This is a genomic window from Pseudomonas sp. GW821-FHT07G10 (assembly GCF_059418545.1).
The window spans coordinates 136294-148013 of sequence record NZ_JBWKQB010000011.1 but is presented as its reverse complement, the minus strand read 5'-3'; the positions used below and the strand labels follow the sequence as shown (position 1 = coordinate 148013).

Annotated in this window: 10 protein-coding genes; 1 reads left to right on the top strand and 9 read right to left on the bottom strand. The window is 59.3% G+C overall.

The features are described 5' to 3' along the window. Positions 1-2: 2 nt before the first annotated feature. The 6 genes from AC07O1_RS14850 to AC07O1_RS14825 all read right to left on the bottom strand — a co-directional run bounded on the left by AC07O1_RS14850 (position 3) and on the right by AC07O1_RS14825 (position 7911). On the bottom strand, positions 3-827 hold the full coding sequence (locus AC07O1_RS14850; protein WP_494990545.1) for an ABC transporter permease: 825 nt from the start codon (positions 825-827) through the stop codon (positions 3-5). Positions 828-840: 13 nt separating this feature from the next. Beyond that, positions 841-2088 carry an ABC transporter permease gene (locus tag AC07O1_RS14845; RefSeq protein WP_495089182.1) on the bottom strand — a complete coding sequence of 416 codons (1248 nt, stop codon included), beginning with the start codon at positions 2086-2088 and terminating at the stop codon, positions 841-843. A 185-nt stretch (positions 2089-2273) separates the two neighbouring features. Then, positions 2274-3314, bottom strand: coding sequence for an ABC transporter substrate-binding protein (locus tag AC07O1_RS14840; RefSeq protein ID WP_495089181.1), 1041 nt, complete (start codon positions 3312-3314; stop codon positions 2274-2276). Between the two features lie 50 nt (positions 3315-3364). Further along, positions 3365-4489 carry an ABC transporter ATP-binding protein gene (locus AC07O1_RS14835; RefSeq protein ID WP_494990548.1) on the bottom strand — a complete coding sequence of 375 codons (1125 nt, stop codon included), beginning with the start codon at positions 4487-4489 and terminating at the stop codon, positions 3365-3367. Between the two features lie 404 nt (positions 4490-4893). Beyond that, positions 4894-5523 carry a response regulator gene (locus tag AC07O1_RS14830; RefSeq protein ID WP_494990549.1) on the bottom strand — a complete coding sequence of 210 codons (630 nt, stop codon included), beginning with the start codon at positions 5521-5523 and terminating at the stop codon, positions 4894-4896. Positions 5524-5532: 9 nt separating this feature from the next. Next, entirely contained in the window at positions 5533-7911 is a 2379-nt protein-coding gene (locus AC07O1_RS14825; RefSeq protein ID WP_495089180.1) for a PAS domain-containing sensor histidine kinase, read from the bottom strand. Positions 7912-7985: 74 nt separating this feature from the next. On the opposite strand from AC07O1_RS14825, the gene AC07O1_RS14820 reads away from it, so the two are divergent. After that, the gene (locus tag AC07O1_RS14820) at positions 7986-8981 is read left to right on the top strand and encodes an alpha/beta hydrolase family protein (protein WP_495089179.1); all 996 of its coding nucleotides are present in this window, start codon (positions 7986-7988) and stop codon (positions 8979-8981) included. A 156-nt stretch (positions 8982-9137) separates the two neighbouring features. On the opposite strand, the gene AC07O1_RS14815 is transcribed toward AC07O1_RS14820, so the two are convergent. Genes AC07O1_RS14815 through AC07O1_RS14805 form a run of 3 tightly spaced genes read right to left on the bottom strand, consistent with a single transcriptional unit; the run spans position 9138 to position 11603 of the window. Beyond that, entirely contained in the window at positions 9138-9905 is a 768-nt protein-coding gene (locus AC07O1_RS14815; protein ID WP_495089178.1) for a TerB family tellurite resistance protein, read from the bottom strand. A gap of 1 nt (position 9906) precedes the next feature. Continuing rightward, positions 9907-10581, bottom strand: a complete 675-nt coding sequence (gene murU / locus AC07O1_RS14810) for an N-acetylmuramate alpha-1-phosphate uridylyltransferase MurU (RefSeq protein ID WP_495011957.1) — start codon at positions 10579-10581, stop codon at positions 9907-9909. Next, the gene (locus AC07O1_RS14805; RefSeq protein ID WP_494990554.1) at positions 10578-11603 is read right to left on the bottom strand and encodes an aminoglycoside phosphotransferase family protein; all 1026 of its coding nucleotides are present in this window, start codon (positions 11601-11603) and stop codon (positions 10578-10580) included. Before AC07O1_RS14805 ends, murU begins: the two co-directional genes overlap by 4 nt. Positions 11604-11720 lie beyond the last annotated feature (117 nt).

Below are 11720 nucleotides of genomic sequence, written 5' to 3'. Positions count from 1 at the left end.
CTTCAGACTGGCGCCGTACGCAGCTTCTCGCTGCGCCCACGCAACCATTCCAGCGTCAGCAGCAGGATCACCGAAAAAGCAATCAGCAGCGTCGCGGCGGCGGCGATGGTCGGGCTAAGGTTTTCGCGGATGCCGCTGAACATCTGCCGAGGCAACGTTGCTTGCTCGGGGCCGGCGAGGAACAGCGTTACCACTACCTCATCGAACGATGTCGCGAAGGCAAACAGTGCCCCGCTGATCACCCCAGGCGCGATCAACGGCAACGTCACCCGACGGAAAGCCGTCAGCGGTGATGCGCCCAGACTGGCGGCAGCACGCACCAGGTTTTGATTGAAACCTTGCAACGTAGCCGACACGGTAATGATCACGAACGGCACACCCAACACCGAATGCACGACGATCAGCGAGGTATAGCTGTTGCCAAATCCCAGCGGGGCGAAGCACAGATAGCTGGCAACACCAATGATCACCACCGGCACCACCATCGGCGAAATCACCAACGCCATCACCAACGGTTTGCCGGGGAAATCGCCGCGCGTCAGGCCGATGGCCGCCAGCGTGCCGAAAACCATCGCCAATACAGTCGCCGCCGGGGCGACGATGATGCTGTTCTTCAGGGAGCGCATCCACTCCGCCGAGGCGAAGAAATCCTGGTACCAATGCAGCGAGAAACCTTGCAGCGGGTAAACCAGGAAGCTGCCCGAGTTGAACGACAGCGGAATGATCACCAATACCGGCAAGATCAGGAACAACAGAACCAGCCCGCAGAGAATGCGCAAGCTGTAGAACCAGACCCGCTCAACGGGCGACTTGTAAGGGCTCAACATTTCGATTCTCTCCTTAGCTCAGGCGCAGGCGACTGGCGCCCACCAGCCAGCTGTAAATCAGGTAGAGCACGATGGTCGCCAATAGCAGCAAGCCACCGAGCGCAGTCGCCATCCCCCAGTTGATACTGGTGTTGGTGTAGAAGGCGACGAAGTAACTGACCATCTGATCGTTCGGGCTGCCGAGCAGCGCCGGGGTGATGTAGTAACCAATTGCCAGGATGAACACCAACAGGCAACCGGCGCCGACACCGGCATAGGTCTGCGGGAAGTACACCCGCCAGAAGCTGGCAAACGGATGGCAACCGAGGGAAATCGCCGCCCGCATATAGGTTGGCGAGATGCCTTTCATCACGCTGTAGATCGGCAGAATCATGAACGGCAGCAGGATGTGCACCATGGAGATGTAAACCCCGGTACGGTTGAACACCAGCGCCAGCGGTTTATCAATCACACCCATCGCCATCAGCGCGCTGTTGATCAGGCCACCCGACTGCAGCAAGACAATCCACGCCGCGACCCGCACCAGAATCGAGGTCCAGAACGGCAACAGCACCAGAATCATCAACAGGTTGCTTTGCCGGGACGGCAGATTGGCCAACAGATAAGCCAGCGGATAAGCCAGCACCAGGCAGATCGCGGTAATGATCAGGCCCATCCAGAAGGTGCGGGCGAAGATATCGAGGTAAATAGCCTGGTCTGGTGTGGCCGGGGCCACTTCGCCCAGGTCGTCGATGCGGTGATCGACAGCCGCCAGCAGGTAATAGGGTGTAATGCTGCTGGTGTTGCGGCGGATCGCCTGCCAGTACGCCGGATCGCCCCAACGCTCGTCGAGACTTTCCATCGCGTTTTTATAAGAGGCCGGTTCAGTCTTGAACGGCAGCGCTCGCGCGGTTTTGGTCAGCAGGCTGCGATAGCCGGCCAACTCCATGTTCAGTCGCTTGGACAGATCGCCCAAGGTTTGATTCTTGCGGGCTTCGGCCAGGTCTTCACTGACGGCCTTGTAAACCGGCTCAGCCGGCAAACCTCGACCATCCCAGGCAGTCACCGCCGCCACAGTGCGCGGCATACCACCGACCACTTCCGGGTTACCGACGCTCTTGTAGAGCAGCGCCACAATCGGCACCAGGAACACCAGCAACAGAAACAGCACCAAGGGCGCGATCAAGGCCTGGGCCTTCCAGCGGTTGACCCGCTCGGCATGTGCCAGACGCTGCTTCAAGGTGGGGCTGGTGACCTCGTTCAGGGGAACGGTGATGGCCATAGCAAACTCCGGAAATCTTTAAACGTTTCAGAGGGCGGCATCCCGTTTCGGAATGCCCCCCCTGCTCATCTGAAAATACACAACTGTTGCAGGAGCAAGGCTAACTCGCGATCGAGATGATGCGGTCTTTCAGCAAAACCGCGTGTACCTCATCGCGGGCAAGCCCGGCTCCCACAGGAGCGTGATTACTTCGCAGCCCACGAGTTGAAGCGCTGCTCCAGTTGCTCACCGTTATCAGCCCAGAAGCTGACGTCGATCTGCACCTGGTTGGCGATGTTTTCCGGAGTGGTCGGCATGTCTTTCAGAACATCTTTGGCCAACAGCGGTACGGCTTGGGTATTAGCCGGGCCGTAGGCAATGTTTTCCGAATAAGTCTTCTGCTGCTGCGGCATGACCGAGAACGCGATGAATTTCTTCGCAGCTTCGGCACGGGCTTTATCCAGACCTTTTGGGATCGCCCAGGCGTCGAAGTCGTAGATACCGCCGTTCCATACGACTTTCAGGTTGCTTTCTTTCTGCACGGCAGCGATCCGGCCGTTGTAGGCCGAGCTCATCACGACGTCACCAGAGGCCAGATATTGCGGCGGCTGAGCGCCCGCTTCCCACCACTGAATGCTTGGCTTGAGCTCATCGAGCTTCTTGAAGGCACGGTCCTGACCATCTTTGCCGGCCAGCACCTTGTAGACATCTTTGGGCGCGACGCCGTCGGCCATCAAAGCGAACTCCAGGGTGTACTTGGCGCCTTTACGCAGGCCACGCTTGCCCGGGAATTTCTTGGTGTCCCAGAAATCCGCCCAACTGGTCGGTGCGCTTTTCAGCTTGTCGGCGTTGTAGGCGAGCACGGTCGACCAGACGAAGAAGCCAACGCCGCAAGGCTGAATAGCACCTTTGACGTAGTCTTCGGATTTGCCGAACAGGGCCGGATCGAGCTGCTCGAACATGTCTTCGTCACAGCCGCGGGACAGCTCTGGCGACTCCACTTCCACCAGGTCCCAGGACACGCTCTTGGTGTCGACCATGGCTTTGACCTTGGCCATTTCACCGTTGTATTCGCCGGCGACGATCTTGCCGTGGCCCGCGGCTTCCCAAGGTGCGTAGAAGGCTTTGGCCTGAGCCGCCTTGTTCGCCCCGCCGAAGGACACCACCGTCAGCTCCGCGGCCGCCATTGCGTGTGCCGCACCCATCATGCCCAAAGCCAGGGCGGTGAATTTCAGGGATCTCAACATTTATTGTTCTCTCCACGTGCAGGGTTTGTGTTGGTGAAGCAAGGGGGCGATCAATTCGCCTCTAGAAGTGGGTCGAGCGCGCGAACGTGTTCGACCTGCCAGCCAAGCGGTACCACATCACCAACCGCCAGAGCCGGATCCAGCTCGGCGATCGGTTGTTTCACGAAGAAGTCGGTCTTGCCACAGACTTCCAGGCGAACGCGGACGTGGTCGCCCAGATAGATGAATTCCGCCACGCGCCCCGAGAAGCGGTTGACGCAGGATTCGCTGGAGCCATTGAGGCTCACGCGTTCCGGACGAATGGACAGGGTCACCGGCTCGCCGGTCTTGCCGACATTCACCGCCAGCGCTTCGACCTTTTCACCACGCCCCAGCTCAACCACGCAGCGATCGCCGTTGTGGCTGTGCAAACGGCCGTTGAGACGGTTGTTCTCGCCGATGAAGTTGGCGACGAAGGTATTTTTTGGCTTTTCATAGAGCTCGCGCGGTGGCGCAATCTGCTGGATTTCGCCTTGATGGAATACCGCCACGCGGTCGGACATGGTCAGGGCTTCGCCCTGGTCGTGGGTCACGTAGACCACGGTCACGCCCAGGCGTTGGTGCAGGTGTTTGATCTCCATCTGCATGTGTTCACGCAGTTGCTTATCCAGTGCCCCCAGTGGTTCGTCCATCAGCACCAGTTGCGGTTCGAACACCAACGCCCGGGCCAGCGCCACACGCTGCTGCTGACCACCGGAAAGCTGCGCCGGATAACGCTTGGCGAATGCATCGAGCTGAACCATGCTCAGCACGCGCTTGACCCGGTCACTCACGTCGCTTTTGTTCAGGCCACGCACGGTCAGCGGGAACGCCAGGTTCTCGGCCACTGTCATGTGCGGGAACAACGCGTAGTTCTGAAACACCATGCCGATGTCGCGCTTATGCGGCGGCACGTTGTTGATCGAACGCCCGGCCAGCTGGATTTCACCGGCGGTCGGGGTTTCGAAACCGGCCAGCATCATCAGACTGGTGGTCTTGCCGGAGCCGGAAGGCCCGAGCAGTGTGAGGAATTCGCCTTTGCGAATCTCCAGGTTGAGGTCTTTGACGATCAGGTTCTCGCCGTCGTAGCTCTTTTGCACTCCACGAAAGCTGACCAGAACATCATTTGCCCCAGCACTTGAATCGACCTCGCTCATACCCACACCTTTTGTTTTTGACTGCCGTGGACTAAGCCTAGTGGAGCCTCACAACCACGCAAATCGGGGGGTATGAGAGATTCGCCTAAGCCGGATGGAAGGTTCGGGGTAGGGATTGCCCTACACGAATGGCGTGAATGGGCATGTCACGAGGGGATGGGCGCTATGGCCTGCATTGGAAGCCATATAACGCGGGAATCGGACCTTACAGGCATGTCGTAAATGGGTATGGCTACACGCACTTCGTAGCAGCTGCCAAAGGCTGCGTTCGAGTGCGAAGCGCTCGCAAGTCAGGCAATCGAGATTTATCCGGGTAAATCGCGTTTGGAAGTTTTACGACCGCTTCGCGGCCGAACGCAGCCTTCGGCAGCTGCTACGGTTATGTGGCGTCCAAAGGAGACGCGTTACAGGAGCTTGTGTTTCATTGCGTATTTCACCAGCTCGGCCAGCGAAGTGATATTGAGTTTTTGCATCAGCCGCGCCTTGTGGGTGCTGATGGTTTTGCTGCTCAATGCCAATTGCTGGGCAATGTCGTTAACGTTCGCGCCTTGGGCCAGCCGTTCGAACACCGAAAACTCACGTTCAGACAGCAACGAGTGCAACGGCCGCGAGTCGGTCAGCCCCACTTCAAACACCATCCGGTCGGCCAGATCCGGGTCGATATAACGCCCACCTGCCGCGACCTTGCGGATCGCGGTCAGCAGCAGTGCCGGATCGCTGTCCTTGGTGGCATAGCCGGCAGCCCCGACTTTCAACGCACGAGCGGCCATTTGCGCCTCGTCATGCATCGACAGCACCAGAATCGCCGGAGGATTGTTCAGCGCGCGAATCCGCGGGATCGCCTCCAGGCCATTGACGCCGGGCATGGAGATATCCAGCAACACCACTTCACAAGGGACATGTCGCAAAACGTCCAATAGCTGCTCGCCATTGCACGCCTCACCCACCACCAACAGGTCCTTGGCCAGGCCAATCAACTGTTTGATGCCTTCGCGGACGATGGTGTGGTCTTCGGCTACCAGTACACGGATCACGCATCTCTCCTAATCCAACGGCACTCGCACGCTCAATGTCGTGCCTTCGCCCAGCTCACTTTCCAGCGACAGACTGCCGCCCATGATCAACACCCGCTCGCGCATGCCCACCAGACCAAACGAAGTCGGGCGGCCTGTCGCCGGGACAAATCCCTGACCATCGTCGCTGACAGTCAGGCATAAATCGCCACCTTCGCGGGTCAGTGTCAATTCAACAGTATGCGCCTGAGCATGGCGCATGACATTGGTCAGCGCCTCCTGAAGGATACGGAACAGGCCAATGGCCTTGGCGTCGCTAAGGACCGGCAAATTTTCCGGTACCTGGACCAGACACGGAATCTGCGTACGCGCCTCGAAACGTCGCGCCTGCCACTCGATGGCCGAGGCGATGCCTGCATCAAGAATCGGCGGGCGCAGCGCCGTGGCAACATCGCGCACCAACTGGAACAGCTGCGCGATCAGACGCTTCATGCTGTTGAGCCGTTCGTTCAAGCCCGGGTCAAGATGCGCGTAAGCCAGCTCGCACATAGAGGTTTCCAGTTTGAGCACGGTCAGCATTTGCCCCAGCTCATCGTGAACCTCCCGGGCAATGCGGGCCTTTTCCTCTTCCCGCACACTTTCCAGGTGAGCGGACAACTCGCGCAGTTGCTCGCGAGAACCGGCCAACTCCAGCTCGATACGCTTGCTTTCGCTGATGTCCCAGACAATCCCGTCCCAGACCGCCGCGCCATCCTCGAGACGACGGGTGATCGCCTTGATTTCCGCCCAACGCTGCTCGCCCTGACGCGTCACAATCCGCCCTTGCCAGGACCAGTCGCTATCCGTATCCAGCGCTTGATCCTGGGTCTGGTGATAGCTGGCTTTGTCGTCGGGATGGACCAGGCTGCGCAAGCCTTTGTCGCGATGGCTCAACGTCGCCGGCGAATAGCCCACCAGGTTTTCACTGCCTTCACTGATATAGGCGAAGTCGATCTGCCCGGTGACCGGCGCCCGCTCCAGGCGAAACACCAGTCCCGGTACGTTGGCGGCGATGCCTTGTAGTCGCGCCTCGCTTTCCTGCAAGGCGGCCAGGGCACGTCGACGCTCAGTGACGTCGTTGAGATAGACCACCAGATACTCACTATCGCGAAAGCGCAGAAAGCTCAGCGACACGTCAGCAGGCAGGATGCTGCCATCGGCACGAACACAGCTGGTTTCGAAGCTCTGCGGTCCGTCGTCGCTGGCCCGGGCGCGCTTCCAAAGCGTCAGCCAACGGTCCATATGCAGGTCAGGCTCGAAGTCGATCAAGGGTCGGTCGATGACGCCGCCCGGTGCATAACCGAGCATTTCTTCGGCCGCCCGATTGGCGTAGCGGACATGGCTGTCCCAGTTGACCCAGAGGATCCCCACGGTGCTTTGGTCGATGGAAAACTGCGTCAGGCGCAAGGCTTCTTCGCTGGCCTCGCGATGGGCGATGTCCTCTCTGGCTGCCAACAAACGCTGCTCAAGGCATCGTCGCTGGCGACGCAGCCAGGTGACGATGGCTATGCTGCTGAGCAACAACACCGCCAGCAATAGACAGAGGTTCTGCCAGAAACCCGGCGACTCGACCAGACGCGGGTATTTGGGTTGCAGCCAGCGACTGTGTAGCTGTTCCAGATCTCGCGCCGGAATCGCATGCAGCGCCCTTTCAACGATCCCCGCCAGCTCAGGCCAGTCACGTCGCGTGGCGACCCGCAGCAATTGCGGCAGGCCGATATCACCGACCACCGCCAGACCGGTGAACTCCGGCTCGGCCGACAAACGACTGAGCTGCGCTTCATCCACCACGGCATACCGGGCTTGCTGGCTCAAAAGCAACTGCAAGGCCTGACGATCCATCGGCACACCCTGCAAATTGAGATGGCCGTAAGTGCTGCGCAGGTAGTCGGCAACCGCACTGGGCATGCGTACAGCGACACGGGACTGGCTGTCGAGCTTCTCCAGGTCCACCGCACCGGCGCCTTTACGCTCACTGACTACCAGTTGTGGTACACGCATATAAGGATCGGAAAACTGCCAGAGTCGCAGCCCCGCCGGGGTTTGAGTCAGGCCGGGGGCAATGTCGACTTCACCGTCACGCACGGCGGCCTCCAACTGTTCCTGATCTGCAAAGTTGCGCCAACTCAGCTCGACCTTGAGGGCTTGGGCCAGCCACTGCATGAGCTCGACATTGGCCCCGGACAATCGCTGCAAGCGGCGATCAAATTGGGCGTATGGCGCTTGCATCACTAGCCCGACACGCAGCTCGGCGTGTTGCTCAAGCCATTGACGCTGATCGACGTTCAACTGCGCAGGCGCAGGGGCCGCCAACGCGATCAAGGGAAGGCAAAAACAGCCGATAACCAACAGGCAGCGAAAACGCATCATCTGAAGTCTCACACACTGACAAATACTGACCAACCCATTAGGCTGCCGGGATTACTTCTGGCCTGGAATATCCGATGCCCCCTGTCTACCGCTTGGCACTGCACGCATTGTGCCTGTCGCTGATCCTGCCTTGTGCCTTTTCAGTCGAAGCTGCCGATCCTCCCGGCGCCACGGCAAAAACCGCAGAAGAAAAACCGGTAGAGCGCCAGCTGCTGCTTGAGCGTAGTCAGGAAGAAGCGACGGCCCTTGAGCGACAAATCCCACAGCAGGAGCAGCAACAGTTGCAGGCCGGCAGCGACAGCTTCCTCACACTCTGGAAACCGGCCAATGCCAGTGAACCCAGCGGTGCGGTCATTATCATCCCCGGCGCCGGCGAAACCGCTGACTGGCCTCAAGCAATCGGTCCATTGCGGCAAAAATTGCCAAACGCCAACTGGGGCAGCCTGAGTATTACCTTGCCCGACCTGCAGAGCGACGCCAGCCAGCCGCGCATTGTCGAAGCCGCGCCCGCGCCTGCCCCTGTGGACACTAGCAGCAAAGACGCCAGCACCGCTGCACCCAAACCCATCGAACAAGCGGCTGACGGTGAGGCTGACATCACTGATCGTGCCGCTGCCGATAGTTCTGAGGAGAAAATCAAGGCTGACGCCGAGCGGATCTTCGCCCGAATCGATGCGGCAATTGCCTTTGCGCGGCAGCAAAACGCTCGCAGCATTGTCCTGCTGGGACATGGCACCGGGGCTTATTGGACCGCGCGTTACCTGAGCGAGAAACAACCGCCGCACGTAGAGAAGTTCGTAATGGTCGCCGCGCAAACGCCACTTAATGGAAAACCTGAGCTGGCACAACTGACGCCGACCTTGAAAGTCGCAACTGCCGACTTTTTCTATAATGACAAGGAGCTGGCACGCAGCGCCGCTTTGGCACGTCTGCAGGCGAGTAAACGCTTGAAGAGCGCACGCTTCACTCAGGTGTCTTTGAAGGCGTTGCCTGGAAACAGCACAGCCGAACAAGAGCAACTGTTTCGGCGCGTTCGCGGCTGGTTAAGCCCACGGAACACCGGCAACTGAACGGCCCAATTCGCGGGCAACCCGCCAGGATCGCAGCCAGCGGCAGCTCTTGCGCCGAGCGGATCTCGACCTGGCACCGAGCATGTACACCGAACCGTAGGCAATGCCGAAGGTTCGGGTCGTGCTCGGATGATCTTTTCAGGGTCACCTGAATGCCTAACGAAAATCCCGCCGCTCACGGATCAACGCATAAGCGTTGTGCAGCTCGCGAGTTTTCTCGGTTGCCTCGCGCACTTGAAACGGGGTCGCGCCAGTGCCAGCAATCTTGTCCGGGTGATGGCGGCTGAGCAGGCGCCGGTAAGCACGCTTGATCTGCAATGGCTCGCTGGTGGCCGTCACACCCAGCACCTGCAAAGCCTCTTGATAAGCCCTGCCACTGTTGGCCAGGCTTTTTTTATGCGGCTCGTAGTCACTGGCCAGCGCTTGCACCTGTTGAGGTGTCCAGCCCAGCCATTTACCCCATAGATTAATCAGCTCTCGTTCGGCGCTGCTGGCTCGACCATCAGCCCAGACCATACGCCAGCAGGCGCGCAAAACGCCCTCGGCTGCATGCGGTTGGGTACTCAAGCGGCGCAAATACCCATGCAAGCGATCATGCCCGGACTTACCCCGATTGAACGCAGCGATGGCTCGCTTTTGCGCAGGCCCACTCATATCGAGTGAACGCATTTCCTGACGAGCCTGCTGGATATGCCCCTCAAGCACCTGGCCATCGCTCTTGGCCAGTCGCCCTAACAATACGAACAACAGCTCATCATTGCGCAGCGCCGAACGCCCGCTCAAACGTTGGCGCAGATGGTCCCAACTCTGCACTTGCAAGCGCCGATCCAGCGCCTGCCCCAACAATGCACCTAACATGGCCCCCGGAATGCTGGCTATGGCAAAGCCCGCTCCGGCTCCGATCAGAGTCCCTGGCCACAACATATCAGCGGCTCGCTTCCAGCAATTGTTCTACTTGCGCCAGACGTTCAAGGGTTCCGACATCAATCCAGCATCCATGCATGTGTTCGCCCGTGACCTGCCCTTGAGCCATGGCTTCGCGCAACAGCGGCGCCAATTTGAAGGAACCGGCGACGCACGTAGAGAACAGCCTTGGATGCAAAACCGAAATACCACTGTAAGTCAGCGCGGCTGAACCCGTCCCGGCGTCGTGTATCTGACCGTCCACCAGACAAAAGTCCCCCCCTGTCGGGTGATGCGCCGGGTTGTCGACCATCACCAGATGAGCAAGTCCGGCAATCGGTTGGCGCAAAGCCGTGAAGTCGTAATCAGTCCAGATGTCACCATTGACCACCAGGAACGGTTCATCACCCAACAGCGGCAATGCCCGAAAAATACCGCCTCCGGTCTCCAGCGGTTCCCCCTCCGGCGAATACTGAATGCTCACACCAAACTGCGATCCATCGCCCAGATAGTCCTCAATTTGCTGACCCAGCCAGGCATGGTTGATGACGATCTCGGTAAAACCTGCCACCGCCAATGCCCGAATGTGGTACTCGATCAATGGCACACCCGCGGCACGAATCAATGGCTTGGGCGTCGCCAGGGTCAGCGGACGCATGCGCTCACCTTTACCGGCCGCGAGAATCATTGCTTTCATACGGGCGCTCCAACCGGCTGGCGCAGGCTCGCCAACAGCTCACCCAACTCCGCCAGCTCTGGCCTGCGGGCCAGCACTGCTTCTATATAGGCAAAGAAACGCGGTACGTCGCCCAGATAACGCGGCTTACCGTCACGGTGGCAGATGCGGGCAAAGATCCCGATCACCTTCAAATGACGCTGCACGCCCATCAGATCGCTGGCACGCAGGAAGTCTTCAAAATCAGACTGTACCGGGATACCCAATTTACCCGCCTGGTGCCAATAATCTTTCAGCCAGCCATGCACGCGAGCGTCAGGCCAACTGAGGAATGCATCCTTGAACAGGCAGGTCACGTCATAAGTGACCGGGCCGTAGACTGCATCCTGGAAGTCCAGCACGCCCGGGTTCTGCTCGCTCAACATCAGGTTGCGCGGCATGTAGTCGCGATGTACCAGCACCTTGGGTTGGGCCAGAGCGCTGTCGATCAATAGATCGCTGACCCGTTGCCAGAGCGCCAGTTGTTCCTGGTCAAGCTTGATACCCAGCTCACGGCCCACGTACCACTCGGGGAAGAGTTCCAGTTCGCGGCGCAGCAACGCCACGTCATAACTGGGAAGCACGGCATCCATTGGCAACTGCTGGAAGGCCAGCAATGCCTGCAGCGCGTCCTTGAACAAATCGTCGGCATTTTCGCCGTCGATCACATCCAGATAGGTCTTGTTGCCCAGGTCATTGAGCAAAAGAAATCCGCGCTCGAGGTCCTCGGCATAAATTATCGGGACGTTTATTCCGGATTTCGCCAGCAATAAAGCGATATCCACGAAGGGTTTACAGTTTTCCTGGGGCGGTGGAGCGTCCATCACGACGAAGCTACGACCCTCCCCTTCCCAGCGAAAATACCGCCGAAAACTGGCGTCGCTGCTGGCCGCAGTCAACGTAGCCGGGGGCACGGCGCCCCAGCCGCGTGCTGTAAACAGAGTTGCCAATTGCTCATCGAGCCAAACTTTCAGGTGTTGCAAGCGTACATCTTGGTCAGGCATTGCAAGGGTCTCCGACGGCGCTAGCCGTCAAGCGGGTCATGCTTTATTATCCAGCATCTTTTTCAGACCATCGAGAGGCGTGCGGCCCACACCGCGGGCAGATGGCACGCAGGAAGC

Coding starts and splice junctions, on each gene's coding strand:
- AC07O1_RS14850 (WP_494990545.1), bottom strand. CDS start 827: ATGTTGAGCCCTTACAAGTCGCCCGTTGAGCGGGTCTGGTTCTACAGC.
- AC07O1_RS14845 (WP_495089182.1), bottom strand. CDS start 2,088: ATGGCCATCACCGTTCCCCTGAACGAGGTCACCAGCCCCACCTTGAAG.
- AC07O1_RS14840 (WP_495089181.1), bottom strand. CDS start 3,314: ATGTTGAGATCCCTGAAATTCACCGCCCTGGCTTTGGGCATGATGGGT.
- AC07O1_RS14835 (WP_494990548.1), bottom strand. CDS start 4,489: ATGAGCGAGGTCGATTCAAGTGCTGGGGCAAATGATGTTCTGGTCAGC.
- AC07O1_RS14825 (WP_495089180.1), bottom strand. CDS start 7,911: ATGATGCGTTTTCGCTGCCTGTTGGTTATCGGCTGTTTTTGCCTTCCC.
- AC07O1_RS14820 (WP_495089179.1), top strand. CDS start 7,986: ATGCCCCCTGTCTACCGCTTGGCACTGCACGCATTGTGCCTGTCGCTG.
- AC07O1_RS14815 (WP_495089178.1), bottom strand. CDS start 9,905: ATGTTGTGGCCAGGGACTCTGATCGGAGCCGGAGCGGGCTTTGCCATA.
- murU (WP_495011957.1), bottom strand. CDS start 10,581: ATGAAAGCAATGATTCTCGCGGCCGGTAAAGGTGAGCGCATGCGTCCG.
- AC07O1_RS14805 (WP_494990554.1), bottom strand. CDS start 11,603: ATGCCTGACCAAGATGTACGCTTGCAACACCTGAAAGTTTGGCTCGAT.